The organism is Micromonospora sp. URMC 103, from assembly GCF_051386435.1.
Lineage (GTDB): Bacteria > Actinomycetota > Actinomycetes > Mycobacteriales > Micromonosporaceae > Micromonospora.
In genome coordinates this window covers 969884-982997 of sequence record NZ_JBPQTR010000004.1, presented here as the reverse complement: position 1 = coordinate 982997, position 13114 = coordinate 969884, and the positions used below count along the sequence as shown (strand labels likewise).

14 protein-coding genes and 3 tRNA genes are annotated in these 13114 nt (G+C 73.7%); 3 read left to right on the top strand and 14 right to left on the bottom strand.

Annotated elements, in window-relative coordinates:
• Positions 1–116 precede the first annotated feature (116 nt).
• The 3 genes from ACSNOA_RS08245 to leuC form a co-directional block, all read right to left on the bottom strand.
• Entirely contained in the window at positions 117–713 is a 597-nt protein-coding gene (locus tag ACSNOA_RS08245; RefSeq protein ID WP_436657339.1) for an HU family DNA-binding protein, read from the bottom strand.
• Positions 714–885: 172 nt separating this feature from the next.
• The gene (gene leuD / locus ACSNOA_RS08240) at positions 886–1473 is read right to left on the bottom strand and encodes a 3-isopropylmalate dehydratase small subunit (protein ID WP_436657338.1); all 588 of its coding nucleotides are present in this window, start codon (positions 1471–1473) and stop codon (positions 886–888) included.
• Positions 1474–1489: 16 nt separating this feature from the next.
• Positions 1490–2935 (bottom strand): 3-isopropylmalate dehydratase large subunit, encoded by a 1446-nt coding sequence (leuC, locus tag ACSNOA_RS08235; protein WP_436657337.1) that lies wholly within the window; start codon positions 2933–2935, stop codon positions 1490–1492.
• A gap of 49 nt (positions 2936–2984) precedes the next feature.
• Here leuC and ACSNOA_RS08230 point away from each other — a divergent pair, with 49 nt between their 5' ends.
• Positions 2985–3671 carry an IclR family transcriptional regulator gene (locus tag ACSNOA_RS08230; protein WP_436657336.1) on the top strand — a complete coding sequence of 229 codons (687 nt, stop codon included), beginning with the start codon at positions 2985–2987 and terminating at the stop codon, positions 3669–3671.
• 218 nt (positions 3672–3889) lie between these two features.
• Here ACSNOA_RS08230 and ACSNOA_RS08225 read toward each other — a convergent pair.
• The 4 genes from ACSNOA_RS08225 to ACSNOA_RS08210 form a co-directional block, all read right to left on the bottom strand.
• Positions 3890–3962, bottom strand: a tRNA-Glu gene (locus tag ACSNOA_RS08225).
• Between the two features lie 153 nt (positions 3963–4115).
• Positions 4116–4188 (bottom strand) — tRNA-Glu (locus ACSNOA_RS08220).
• Positions 4189–4318: 130 nt separating this feature from the next.
• Positions 4319–4390, bottom strand: a tRNA-Gln gene (locus ACSNOA_RS08215).
• A 109-nt stretch (positions 4391–4499) separates the two neighbouring features.
• Entirely contained in the window at positions 4500–5303 is an 804-nt protein-coding gene (locus ACSNOA_RS08210) for a fumarylacetoacetate hydrolase family protein (RefSeq protein WP_436657335.1), read from the bottom strand.
• A gap of 185 nt (positions 5304–5488) precedes the next feature.
• On the opposite strand from ACSNOA_RS08210, the gene ACSNOA_RS08205 reads away from it, so the two are divergent.
• Complete coding sequence (locus ACSNOA_RS08205) at positions 5489–6832, top strand: hypothetical protein (RefSeq protein WP_436657334.1); 1344 nt, start codon at positions 5489–5491, stop codon at positions 6830–6832.
• 33 nt (positions 6833–6865) lie between these two features.
• Positions 6866–7768, top strand: a complete 903-nt coding sequence (locus tag ACSNOA_RS08200; RefSeq protein WP_436657333.1) for a 3-methyladenine DNA glycosylase — start codon at positions 6866–6868, stop codon at positions 7766–7768.
• Between the two features lie 16 nt (positions 7769–7784).
• Here the strand turns inward: ACSNOA_RS08200 and ACSNOA_RS08195 are convergent, their stop codons facing one another.
• The 7 genes from ACSNOA_RS08195 to ACSNOA_RS08165 all read right to left on the bottom strand — a co-directional run bounded on the left by ACSNOA_RS08195 (position 7785) and on the right by ACSNOA_RS08165 (position 13051).
• Positions 7785–8171, bottom strand: coding sequence for a DUF4180 domain-containing protein (locus ACSNOA_RS08195; RefSeq protein ID WP_436657332.1), 387 nt, complete (start codon positions 8169–8171; stop codon positions 7785–7787).
• 81 nt (positions 8172–8252) lie between these two features.
• Positions 8253–8678, bottom strand: a complete 426-nt coding sequence (gene arfB, locus ACSNOA_RS08190; protein WP_436657331.1) for an alternative ribosome rescue aminoacyl-tRNA hydrolase ArfB — start codon at positions 8676–8678, stop codon at positions 8253–8255.
• Positions 8679–8687: 9 nt separating this feature from the next.
• Positions 8688–9002, bottom strand: coding sequence for a hypothetical protein (locus tag ACSNOA_RS08185; protein WP_436657330.1), 315 nt, complete (start codon positions 9000–9002; stop codon positions 8688–8690).
• 109 nt (positions 9003–9111) lie between these two features.
• The gene (locus ACSNOA_RS08180) at positions 9112–9978 is read right to left on the bottom strand and encodes a S1C family serine protease (protein ID WP_436657329.1); all 867 of its coding nucleotides are present in this window, start codon (positions 9976–9978) and stop codon (positions 9112–9114) included.
• Between the two features lie 60 nt (positions 9979–10038).
• Positions 10039–10998 (bottom strand): VWA domain-containing protein, encoded by a 960-nt coding sequence (locus tag ACSNOA_RS08175; RefSeq protein WP_436657328.1) that lies wholly within the window; start codon positions 10996–10998, stop codon positions 10039–10041.
• On the bottom strand, positions 10995–11981 hold the full coding sequence (locus ACSNOA_RS08170; protein WP_436657327.1) for a DUF58 domain-containing protein: 987 nt from the start codon (positions 11979–11981) through the stop codon (positions 10995–10997). Before ACSNOA_RS08170 ends, ACSNOA_RS08175 begins: the two co-directional genes overlap by 4 nt.
• Positions 11982–12004: 23 nt before the next feature.
• Positions 12005–13051, bottom strand: coding sequence for an AAA family ATPase (locus tag ACSNOA_RS08165; RefSeq protein ID WP_436657326.1), 1047 nt, complete (start codon positions 13049–13051; stop codon positions 12005–12007).
• Positions 13052–13114 lie beyond the last annotated feature (63 nt).

The window sequence follows — 13114 nt, the reverse complement described above, 5'->3', positions numbered from 1 at the left end:
GACGTCCATTCCCTGACGCCGCTGGCGCGGCCGGGCACCGGTCGCCGGCGCGGACGGCGGGCCGGACACGCCGAAGGGCGCCCACCGCAGGGGTGGACGCCCTTCGGGCCGGCCGGTCAGCGCCGGGTGGCCGCCTTCTTGGCCGGGGCCTTCTTGGCCGGCGCCTTCTTCGCCGCCGTGCTCTTGCTGGCCGCCGCGGTGGTCTTCTTCGCGGCCGCCGTCCGGCCCGCCGCCGCGGTCTTCCGCGCCGGAGCGGCCTTCTTGCTGGCGGCCGTCTTGGTCGCCGTGGTCGTCTTGGTGGCGGTGGTCTTCTTCGCCGCGGTCTTCTTCGCCGCGGTGGTGGCCTTGGTGCCGGTCGCCTTCGCGCCGGTCGCCTTGGCACCGGTGGTCTTGGCGGCCGTGGTGGTCTTCTTGGCCGCCGCCGTGGCCTTCGGCACCTTGCCGCTGGCCACCATCTCCTTGAACCCGGCGCCGGGGCGGAAGGTCGGAACGGACGTCTTCTTGACCTTCACCGCCTCGCCGGTCCTGGGGTTCCGGGCTGTTCGCGCGCCCCGCACGCGCTTTTCGAACGCTCCGAAACCGGTGATCGCCACCTTCTCGCCCTTGGTGACCGCCGCCTGGACCTCAGCGAGGACCGCGTCGAGCGCGGCCGTCGCCGTCTTCCGGTCCCCCAGGCGAACGGCGAGCGCCTCGATGAGCTCGGCCTTGTTCACGACTTCCTCCCGATTGTGCAACTGACTCGACGCGAGCCATTCTGCGCGCACGGTATGCCCTGTGCTGCCGGGACACAAACATTCGGTGGAAAAAAGCCCTTGTGTCGTAACGGATTCGCCCCCACGGGCGGGGCCGGTGGGGGCGAATCCGTTGTGCGACTCGGGCGTACGGCTATGCCACGGACGGCAGGAACGACGGTCGGGCCGCCTCGTGGGCAGCGATCTCGGCCTCGTGCCGGAGGGTGAGTCCAATGTCATCCAAGCCCTCCATGAGCCGCCACCGGCTGAAGTCGTCCAGCGGGAACGACCAGGTGGCATCCCCGGCGTGGACCTCGCGGGCGGTGAGGTCGACCGTCACCGGCGTGCCGGGCTCGGACTCGACGAGATCCCAGATCTCCTCGACCGCTTTCAATTCCAACTCGACCGGCAGCAGACCCTCCTTGAGCGCGTTGCCCCGGAAGATGTCACCGAAGCGGGGCGCGATCACGGCGCGGAAGCCCCAGTCCCGCAGCGCCCAGACGGCGTGCTCCCGGGACGACCCGGTGCCGAACTCCGGGCCGGCCACGAGAATCGACGCTCCCGAATAGGAGGGATCGTTGAGTACGAATGTCGGATCTTCGCGCCACGCGCTGAAGAGCCCGTCGGCGAAACCCGTTCGGGTGACCCGCTTGAGATAGACGGCCGGGATGATCTGGTCGGTGTCCACGTTGGACCGGCGCAGCGGCACCGCGGTGCCGGTGTGGGTGGTGAAGCTCTCCATCAGCGGTGTCCCCTCTTCACAGGTCGGCCGGAGCGGCCAGCCGACCGGCCACTGCGGTGGCGGCGGCGACGGGCGGGGACACCAGGTGGGTGCGTCCGCCCCGGCCCTGGCGGCCCTCGAAGTTGCGGTTGGAGGTGGAGGCCGAGCGTTCACCGGCCCGCAGCGTGTCCGGGTTCATTCCGAGACACATGGAGCAGCCGGCGAACCGCCACTCGGCGCCCGCGTCGGCGAAGACCTTGTCGAGGCCCTCCGCCTCGGCCGCCTCCCGCACCGCGGCGGAGCCGGGCACGACGAGCATCCGTACGCCGTCGGCGACCTTGTGCCCGCGGAGCACGTCGGCGGCGGCGCGCAGGTCCTCGAGACGGCCGTTGGTGCACGAGCCCACGAAGACCACGTCGACCGGCACGTCCCGCAGCGCGGTGCCGGGGCGCAGGCCCATGTACTCCAGCGCGCGCCGGGCCGCGGCCCGCTCGGACTCGGTGACGAACTCCTCCGGGTCCGGCACCCGCGCGCCCAGCGGGACGCCCTGGCCCGGGTTGGTGCCCCAGGTGACGAACGGCGTCACCCGGCTGGCGTCCAGGGTCACCTCGGCGTCGAAGGTCGCCCCCTCGTCGGTGGGCAGCGTCCGCCAGTACGCGACCGCCGCGTCCCAGTCGGCGTCCCGCGGCGCGTTGGGCCGGCCCTTGAGGTACGCGAAGGTCGTCTCGTCCGGCGCGATCATGCCGGCCTTGGCGCCCCACTCGATGGACATGTTGGCGACGGTCATCCGGCCCTCCATGGAGAGCGCGCGGATCGCCTCGCCGCGGTACTCGACGATGTGCCCGCGTCCGCCGCCCGTGCCGACCTGCGCGATCAGCGCGAGCACCAGGTCCTTGGCGGTGACGCCGGGGGCGAGCTGGCCGGTGACGTTCACGGCCATCGTCTTCGGCCGGCTCTGCGGCAGCGTCTGGGTGGCGAGGACGTGTTCCACCTCGCTGGTGCCGATGCCGAAGGCGAGCGCGCCGAAGGCGCCGTGGGTGGCGGTGTGCGAGTCGCCGCAGACGATGGTCGTGCCGGGTTGGGTGAGCCCGAGCTGCGGGCCGATGACGTGCACGATGCCCTGGTTGTCGTCGCCGAGCGGGTGCAGCCGGATCCCGAACTCGGCGCAGTTGCGCCGTAGGGTCTCGAGCTGGGTGCGCGACGTCGGGTCCTCGACGGTGAGCAGGTCGCCGCGGCGCGCGCGGAACGCCGGGTCGGCGTACCCCGTCGGGGTGTTGTGGTCCTCGGTCGCGATCGTCAGGTCGGTGCGGCGTACGCGGCGGCCGGCGAGCCGCAGCCCGTCGAACGCCTGCGGACTGGTCACCTCGTGCAGCAGGTGCAGGTCGATGTAGAGCAGATCGGGCTCGCCGGCGGCGGACCGTACGACGTGCGCGTCCCAGACCTTCTCGGCCAGGGTCCTCGGCTCAGGATTGACTCCCACCATCTGGACATCCTAAAATTTGGGAGGTAAGTTTCGGCTTGTGGGACACAGTATGAGCGGTGTCGGCGTTCTCGACAAGGCGGTGGTCATCCTGGCCGCCTGCGTCGACGGCGCCAGCCTGGCCGAACTCGTTGAACGCACGAAGCTGCCCCGGGCCACCGCGCACCGGCTCGCGCAGGCGCTGGAGATCCACCGGATGCTGGTCCGGGACACACAGGGGCGGTGGCGTCCGGGGCCGCGGCTGGGCGAGCTCGCGAACGCCGCACCCGACGTGCTGCTGACGGCCGCGGAGCCGCTGCTGTCGGCCCTGCGCGACGCCACCGGCGAGAGCACGCAGCTCTACCTGCGCCGCGCCGACGAACGGATCTGCGTGGCCGCGGCGGAGCGTGCCAGCGGACTGCGCGACACCGTCCCCGTCGGGTCGGTGCTGCCCATGACGGCCGGTTCGGCGGCGCAGATCCTGCTCGCCTGGGAGCCGCCGGAGGCGGTCATGCCGCTGCTCCCCCGGTCGAAGTTCACGGGCCGCACCCTGGCCGAGGTCCGCCGGCGCGGCTGGGCGCAGAGCGTCGCCGAGCGGGAGGCCGGTGTGGCGAGCGTCTCGGCGCCGATCCGCGACCGGACCGGCCGGGTGATCGCGGCCATCAGCATCTCGGGCCCGATCGAGCGCCTCGGCCGCCGACCCGGCGAACGCCACGCCATGGCGGTCGTCCGCGCCGGCCAACGCCTCTCCGGCCTCTAACCCCCCACCCCGCACCCCCACCCGGCCCGCGCCCCCCCGCCCCCGCCCCGCACCCATCCCGGTGATCAAGAGGTTTGCGTCAGGAACGGGCCCGCCGCTGACGCAAACCTCTTGATCAACCGGCAGGGAGGCGCCGGGGCGAGGGGGTCCGGGCGGGCTGGGGGGTGGGGCAAGAATGGGGACGGCCCGTCCCGCGCAGCGGGACGGGCCGTTCGATGTAGCCCCGACCGGATTCGAACCGGCGCTACCGCCTTGAGAGGGCGGCGTCCTGGGCCGCTAGACGACGGGGCCAGGCACTTTCCGTGCTCACCGCCCTGCCGGGCGGCTGCCGCTGTAGTCTAGCGGCGTCCCCTCCCGGGGTGTGGACCGGGTCAGGGTGGGTAGACCGGGCAGAAGAAGCGTCACGGCCCGCCCCACCGAAGCGGGACGGGCCGTGCCCGGATGTAGCCCCGACCGGATTCGAACCGGCGCTACCGCCTTGAGAGGGCGGCGTCCTGGGCCGCTAGACGACGGGGCCAGAACCTTCTTCCACACCACCGTGCGGGCGGTGCCGCCGAACCCTATCAGAGCCCGCTGCCGAACCCCTTCCGGGATCGACGCGGACTCCAGCAGAATCCAACGACCGACGCTCTTGCGAACACCGGTTGCTGGGGTACCAGGACTCGAACCTAGACTAACTGAACCAGAATCAGTCGGGCTGCCAATTACCCCATACCCCATTGGCCCCTTGCGGCGCCGGGAATGAACTTTACCCTCCCGCTGCCAGCAGGCCAAATCCAACCCCTCGAACCCCACCTGACCAGGGGGTACGCGGGTGTCGGAGCCGGATCAGGCGACGGGCACGACCGGGTTGCTGAGCTCGCCGATCCCCTCGATCCGCACACTCACCGTATCCCCGTCGGTGAGCGGACTAACCCCCGCCGGCGTGCCGGTGAGCACGACGTCGCCGGGCAGCAGCGTCATCACGTGCGAGATGTACGACACCAGCGCCGGCACGTCGAAGACCATGTCGCTGGTACGCCCGAGCTGGCGTACCTCCAGCGCGTCCGGGTCCGGGCCCACCTCGCAGCGGATCTCCAGGTCCGTGACGTCCAGCCCCGTGGTGATCCACGGCCCCAGCGGGCAGAAGGAGTCGAACCCCTTCGCCCGGGTCCACTGGCCGTCGGAGCGCTGGAGGTCCCGCGCGGTCACGTCGTTGGCACAGGTGTAACCGAAGATGGCGCGCTCGGCGGCGGCCCGGTCCGCGCGGCGGGCCCCCGGCGCCCCGATCACGACCGCCAGCTCCGCCTCGTGCTCGACCTGCTTGGAGAAGATCGGCAGCCGGATCGCGTCGCGCGGCCCGATCACCGAGGTGGACGGCTTGAGGAACAGCAGCGGCTCCTTCGGCACCTCGCTGCCGTGCTCCGCGGCGTGCTCGGCGTAGTTGCGGCCGACGCACACCACCTTGCTCGGGAGGATCGGCGAGAGGAGGCGGACGTCGGACAGCGCCCAGCGGGCGCCCGAGAAACTGATCTGGCCGAACGGGTGCCCCTCGATCTCGGCGATCGTCAGGCCCTGCGAACCGGCCTGCGACTCCCCCTCGACGACCCCGAACGACATTCCCTTGGCATGAGCGAAACGAGCGATACGCACCAGGCAAATCTAGCCCCGCCGGCGACACGGGCGGGCCCCACCGGGTCGCGCGCCGCGCGGACCGCCCCGGAGTGCGTCGCCGGCGGGCAGCGTACGCGAGGGAGCGGTGGTCGGGGCGGGTTTCACGACTTCATACCCGCACGACGTGCCCGCGCCCATAGCGTCGGCTCCGGAGGTTCGTTCGTATGCCTGCATCGACACGACACCACAAGGCCCTCGCGGTGTTCGTACACTGCCTCGGCATCCTCGCCGCCGTGCCGGCCCTGCCGGCGGTGGCGCCCGACCCGGCGGCCGCCCGTGCGCGACCGGCGGTGGCGGCCCCGGAGCCGTCGCCGTCCGAGTCGTCACCGGCCCGGCTGCCCTCCGCGCCGCCGGCGGTCCCGACGCCCACCCGGGCGTTGCCGCCGCCGGCCAAGCCACCGGTCACCGTGGCGGTGGCACCGGCGCCCACACCGGCGCCGGCCTACCGCATCCACGTCCGCAACACCGGCAACGCGCCGGTGGACACCACCATCCGCCAGGAACTGCCCGCCGGCGCCGCGCCGTCGGTCATCACGGCCGGTGGACGGGCCAGTCGCATGGCCGGCCACTCGGCCAGCGAGGTCACCTGGCGGCTGAAGCTGCCGGCGCGGAGCGTCACCACGCTGAACACGTCCCTCGCCCCGGGCCCGGCGGGCCAGGCCGTGACGGCGCCCGCGTGCGCCTTCACGAGCGACGGCAACCGGCCGTACGACTGCGCCACCGCGACCTGGAACGCGGCGCCCGCCGCGGCGCCCGGACCCGCCGGAACGCCGCCGTGGAAGCAGCTCCCCGTGCTCCTGGGCGCCGTGGCCGGGGTGCTGCTCCTGGCCGGGGCGGGCTGGTGGCTGTGGCGCCGCCAGCGGCGGCGGCGCCCGATCGTCGCGGCGGCCCTGGCCTCCGGTGGAGCGCCGGCCGGTGATCCCCGACAGGGCCGGGGCACGATCTACCCTCGCCCGGCGAGCCCCCGCCTCGTGGACCGCCGGCGCAGACCGCCGGTCTGGCTGCTGACGGTTGTGGCCCTCGCGGTGCTCGCCGGGGTGGCTGGCCTGGCCGGCTGGACGGCCACCCGCCGGGTCGCCGCGATCGACACGGACAAGCAGCCCACGAGTGGCGCGTGGCGCGGCACCGGGGCCACCGGGCAGGTGGGTGTGCCGCTGCGCGAGACGGCGTTCGAGTTCACCGTGTACCGGGTCGCCTGCTCGGCCGCCGGTGCGGCGTCCCGCCGGCAGTGCCAGGCCACCGTCGGGGTGCGCAACCTCACGCCGGAGCACCAGGCTTGGCACGGGGAGCTGCAACGGGCGTACCTGCCGGGCGGCCGGTGGGTGACCATCGACGAACCGGCCACCCGGACGGCGAACCTCGGCCGCGACGTGTTCGCCCAGCCGGTGGCCGCCGGGAGCCGGTTGGTGCTGCCGCTGGTCTTCAGCGTCGACGGGCGGGAGCCGCCGAAGCAGCTCGAGCTGCGCAGCGGGGTGTTCTCCGCCGGCGTGCGGGTCGACGTGCCCTGACCGGCGGGCGGGCGGCGGTCGTACCCTGGTGCGGTGACCGCCGCCCTCGCCCCCGCCACCGTGCTCAACACGGCGGACTGGGCGGCGCGGCAGCGCGCCCACGAGGAACGGGTCGACGCCTGGCTCACCCCGCACCTGGCGCGGCGGCGGCGCGGCGAGAAGCACCCCGTGGAGGACTTCCTCTTCACCTACTACTCGCACCGTCCCGCGCAGTTGCGCCGCTGGCATCCGGGCGCGGGGGTCGAGCTGCGCGGGGCCGAGCCGGCCGCGTTCGGCCGGGACTACCGGGCCACCGCCGCGGGGGTGACGCTCGACACCGAGGCCGTACGCGCCCGGCGCGCCGACTCGATCCGCTGGATCCGCTCGCTGCTGACCGCCACCGCCGGGCGACAGCCGCACTTCGGCTGCTTCGGCATGCACGAGTGGGCCATGGTCTACCGGCAGACGCAGGCGGAGGTACGGCACAACGCGTGGCCGCTGCGGCTCAGCCCGGAGCAGACCGCGCGGACCGTGGAGGCGAACCGGATCCGGTGCAGCCACTTCGACGCGTACCGGTTCTTCACGGCCCCGGCCCGACCGCTGAACCTGCTGACCCCGACGCGGGAGACGCAGCACGCGAACGAGCAGCCGGGCTGCCTGCACGCCAACATGGATCTGTACAAGTGGGCGTACAAGCTGTCCCCGCTGGTCCCCTCCGAACTCGTGGCCGACTGCTTCGCGCTGGCGCGCGAGATCCGGACCCTGGACATGCGGGCCTCGCCGTACGACCTCGCCGACCTGGGTTACCCGCCCATCGAGGTCGAGACCTTCGAGGGCAGGCAGGAGTACGTGCGGGCGCAGCGGTCGTTCACCGAACGGGCCGCCCCGCTACGCGCACGCCTGCTCGCCGAGTGCGACCGGGTGCTCTCACCCGCGGCACGACCCGCTTACCGGTGAGGACGGGAAACGCCCGTCACGCCCCGCCCCGGTCGGCGGGCCGGAGCCGCTCGTCGAGGTCCGCCCGGGTCGGCAGGAACCACAGCTGCCGGCCCCGGTTCGACTCGGTCACGAAGTCGCGCAGCGCCGAGCTGGCGTCCAGGTGGGCCGAGATGTCGCCGACCACGGCCAGCCGCAGCCGGTAGTTGACGAACTTCTGCACGAAATCGCCGGCAACCCCGCTGCGCAGCCGGAAGAAGTCGTCGGCGAGCCGGCCGGCGGGCAGCACGACGAGTTCCGCGCCGCGGCCCAGGGCGTCGCCGATCACGTCGAGGGCGTCACCGGCGTCGCGCAGCACCGGGCCGTCGTCGGCGCAGTCGAGCACGGGTACGCCGTGCAGGTCCCGCAGGGTGTCGGTGGTCATGCCCGGAAACGGTACGGGCGGCGCGGCGGCTGCGCCCGCCATTAATTCCGGCGCCCGCCATCAATTCCGGCCCGGTGGCGGCTACTCGCCGTCGACGCGGCGCTCGCGCTTGCGCTGGGACTGGCGCTTCTTCTCGGCGAGCCGGCGCTCCTTGGCGCCCCGGGACGGGCGGGTGGGCCGCCGGGGCGGAGGTGGCGGGGCCACGGCCTCGCGCAGGAGCGCGGCGAGCCGCTCCCGCGCCGCCTCGCGGTTGGCGAGTTGGGCCCGGTGCTCGCTGGCGGTGATCGTGAGCACGCCGTCAACCAGCCGGTTGGCGAGTCGGTCCAGCGCGCGGGCCCGCAGGGACTCGGGCACGCTGGACGAGCCGGCGAGGTCGAAGCTCAGCTCGACCCGGGTGTCGGCCGTGTTGACGCCCTGCCCGCCCGGCCCGGACGACCGGGAGAAGCGTTCCCTCAGCTCGGCTGCGGGAACGGCCCAGCGGTCGGTCACCCGCAGTTCGCCATCCACACCCTGAGGCTAACGCCCGGGACGGCCGGTCGAGGTCACGGATGGGCTCGGGGTTCCGGACGGGCTCGGCGCTGGGCCGGCCGTCTCGTCGTCGGGGCCGACGGCGGCGTACGCGACGGCGCCGATGAGCAGCAGGGCGATCACGCCGATCTTCGTGGTGACCGCCCGGATGAGCAGCCAGGCCGTCTTACGGGCGCCCGGCACGCTCTTCTTCACCGTCTGGTAGTCGGCCCAGCCGCGTTTCGCGCGGGCGTACGCCGACCCCACACCACTTCCGACGAGCAGGCCCACCAGCAGGAGGACCGCGATGAGAGGACCGTCCACCTCCGCCAGTATCCATACTCAGCGTAATATTTCCATGGCCCGATGCTTTCGGGCCGGATATCCGACAGTGGGGGCCTTCCCATCGGCGAGATCCACCCGTACCCGCAGCTCAGCCTCCCTTGCCGATGATCGTGTCGGCGGTCTGCTGCACCTGGTCGATCGGGATGGCGAAGCCGATGCCGATCGACCCGTTGCCGTCGATGGTGGCGATGGCCGTGTTGACGCCCACCACCTCGCCGCGGGCGTTGACCAGCGGCCCGCCCGAGTTGCCCGGGTTGATCGAGGCGTCGGTCTGCACGGCCGTGTGCCGGTTCGTACCCAGCCGCACCTGGCGGTTCAGGGCGCTCACGATGCCGGCGGTGACGGTGCCGGAGAGGCCCAGCGGCGATCCCACGGCGAGCACCGGCTCACCGACCCGGGTGGAGCCCGGCTTGGCCAGCGGCAGCGGCGCGAGCCCCGCGGACGGGGGCACCTTGAGCACCGCGAGGTCGCTGCCGGACTCGCGGCCGACCACCTCCGCCTGATACCGGCGCCCGTCGGGCAGCTCGACCGTGACCGACCCCCCGCCGCCCTTGGCGAGGATGTGGTCGTTGGTGATGATGTGCTGCTGGTCGTCGATCGCGAAGCCGGACCCGCTGGCCGCCGCACCGCCCGAGCCGCCGCCGACCAGGACGGACACCACCCCGGGGACCGTCCGCTCGGCGGCCGTGACCAGCTCCGCCGGCACCGGCGCCGCGGACGCGGCCGTCTCACCCGGGGCGCCGCCACGGCTCGCCACCCAGCCTCCCGCCGCGGCGCCCGAGACGGTGGAGAGCGCCACCACCGCCAGCGCGGCCAGCAGCCGCCCCCGCCAGCGCCGGCCACCGGGGTCCCGTCCCGACCCGGGGCCGTCCCACCGGGCCCGCCCGTCCGGATCCAGCTCCGGCGAGACGAACCACGGACCGCGGGGCTCACCCAGTCCGGTCTGCACTGCCATGCGTACTCCTCACGTCGGTGTCCTGCGGCGCCGGCCGGGCGTGGACCGGCCGGAGGTGCGTCAGGGCAGGCGGGAGAACCAGCGCATCGAGCCGGCCGCCGCTCCCATGGCGAGAACCAACCCGAGGCCGATGAAGCGGGCCGAGACGTCCTGCCGCTCGGTCCGGTAGCCGACCGAGGTGCCGATGTCGTCGTAGACCGCGCGCAGCTCCTCGGTGGTGCTGGCCTCGTGGAACATCCCGCCCGTCTCGTCGGCGACCGCCTGCAGGGTCTGACCGTCCACCGGCACCTGTATGGGACGTCCGCCGCGGTCCACGAAGCCGCCCGGGGTGCCGAACGAGATGGTGTGCACGGGCACCTTGGCGGCGACGGCCTCGGTGGCGGCCTCCATGGGATCCATCCCGGACGTGTTGGCCCCGTCCGACAGCAGCACGATCCGGGCGGGCGGTGGTTCCTTCGCCGCCTGACTGTCGAGGCCCTTCACGGCGCCGAGCGACGTGTTGATGGCCTCGCCGATGGCGGTCCCCTGCACGCCCGTGACACCCTCGGCGAGCCGCCCGATCCCCTCGTGCAGCGCCTCCCGGTCGGTGCCGGGCGGCACCAGCACCGCCGCGCTGCCGGCGAACGCGACGAGCCCGACGTTGAACTCCTCGGGTAGCCCGTCCACGAAGCGCTTCGCGGCGCTCTTGGCCGCGGCGAGCCGGTCCGGGTCGACGTCCGTGGCGAGCATCGACGTGGACACGTCCACGGCCACCATGACGGTCGCCCGTTCCCGGGGCACGCGCACCTCGGCCGTCGGCCGGGCGAATCCGACCACGAGCAGGGCCAGCATGGCCAGGAACAGTCCGGCCGGCACGTGGCGGCGCCACGCGGGGCGCTGCGGCGCGACCCGGTCGAGCAGGCGCAGGTTCGTGAAGCGGACGGCGTACCGGCTGCGTCGCCGTTGCATGGCGAGGTAACCCACCACCAGGGCGAGCACCCCGAGCAGCAGCCAGAGCCGGCCCGGCGACAACCAGGTCACGCGCCACCTCCCCGGACGGGCCCCGCCGGCGCGACGGCCAGCCGGCGCTGGGCCTGCACGTGTCGCACGATGTCGGCGCACCAGTCCCGGTCGGTGCGCAGCGGCAGGTGGGTGGCGCCGCTGCGGCGCAGCGCCTGGCGTACCTGGTCACGCTGGGCGGCTGCCGCGGCCGCGTACCGGTCCCGCAGCCCGCGGTCGGAGGTGCAGACCTCGCGACGGCGACCGGTCTCCGGGTCGACAAGCGTGACGAGGCCGACGTCGGGCAGCTCCAGCTCGCGCGGGTCGGTCACCTCGACGGCCAGCACCTGGTGGCGGACGGCGAGGCGGCGCAGGGTGCGTTCCCACGGCGGTGGCTCGTCGGGGTCGTCGGGCAGGCCGTCGAGGAAATCGGAGACCACGACGACCAGGCCCCGCCGGTTGGCCACCCGGTGCACCGCGGCCAGCGCGTCGGCCAGGTCCGGCGGCGCGAGGGGGGCCGTCTCCTCGTCGTACCCGCCGGTGCGCGGGGCGGCCAGGAGGGCCCGGAGCAGCCCGAGCAGGTGCGTGCGGCCGCTGCGGGCGGGGAACCGGCGCAGCCCCGACGGCACGAGCAGGTGGGCGCCGAGCCGGTTGCCGACGCCCGCCGTGAGGAAGCCGACGGCCGCGACCGCGGCCACCGACAACTCCCGCTTGTCCAGCTCGGCCGTGCCGAACTCCATGCTGGGACTGGCGTCCACCAGCAGCCAGGTGGTCAGTTCCCGGTCGGCGTCGACCTCGCGGACGTGCGGCACCGTGGTGCGCGCCGTCACCGCCCAGTCCATCCGGCGCACCTCGTCCTCGCCCGGCCGGTACTCGCGGCTGCCGGCGGGCTCGCTGCCCGGTCCGGGCAGCAGGCCGCGGTACTGGCCGTGCAGCAGCCCGTCGAGGCGCCGGGTGACGGTCAGTTCCAGCCGCCGCAACCGCTGGTCGGGGGCCAGCTCGGCGAGGCCCGGATCGGCTGGCACGGCCGCGGGCGCCCTGCCGCGCCTCATGCCGCCGCCAGGTCCGACGCCTGTTCCGGCTGGGCGGCAAGCCGGGGCGGGGGCACCGCCTCGACGAGCCGACGCACCACCGACTCGGCCGTGACACCGTCGGCCACCGCGTCGAACGAGAGCACCAGGCGGTGGGCCAGCACGTCACCGGCCAGGTCGCGGATGTCCTCGGGCAGCACGTACTCGCGCCCGTGCAGCAGTGCCTGGGCCCGCGCCGCGGCGACCAGGCCGAGGGTGGCCCGCGGGCTCGCCCCGTACGCGAGCAGCGGCTCGATCTCGGGCAGCCCGAACCGTCCGGGATCCCGGGTGGCGAGGATGAGCCGGACCACGTACTCGGCCAGCGCGTGGTGGACGAAGACGCGCTCGGCCCGGGCCTGGAGCTGCCGGAGCCGTTCGGGGTCGAGCACCGGTCGCGGCGTGGGCCGGTCGGTGCTCATCCGGTAGAGGATGGCCAGTTCGTCGGCGTCGCTGGGGTAGCCGACGGTGACCTTCAGCAGGAAGCGGTCCCGCTGCGCCTCCGGCAGCTGGTAGACCCCCTCCGACTCGATGGGGTTCTGGGTGGCGAGCACCAGGAACGGGGCGGGGACGGGATAGCTGCGCCCGCCGATCGAGACCTGCCGCTCGGCCATCGCCTCCAGCAGCGCGGACTGGACCTTCGCCGGCGCCCGGTTGATCTCGTCGGCGAGCACCAGGTTGGCCATGACGGGGCCCAGCTCGATGTCGAAGTTCTCCTGCGACGCCCGGTAGATGCGGGTACCCACGATGTCCGAGGGCACGAGGTCCGGGGTGAACTGGATCCGGGAGAAGGTGCCGCCCACGACGGTGGCGACGGTCTGCGCGGCCAGTGTCTTGGCCACGCCGGGAACGCCCTCCAGCAGGCAGTGCCCGTTGGCGAGGAGGGCCACGAGCAGGCGCTCGACGAGCCGGTCCTGCCCGACGATCACGCGCTTGACCTCGGAGAGGGTCTGTTCCAGCTCGTCTGCTGTCGGTTCGGCTTCCGCCGGGCTGGGCACGCTGGCCAGGGTGTCCGAGATGTCCGTCACGGTGCTTGCTTCCCGGGCCGGCGGACCGACAAACGTCGGATTATCGGGGCCGGACGGGACGTG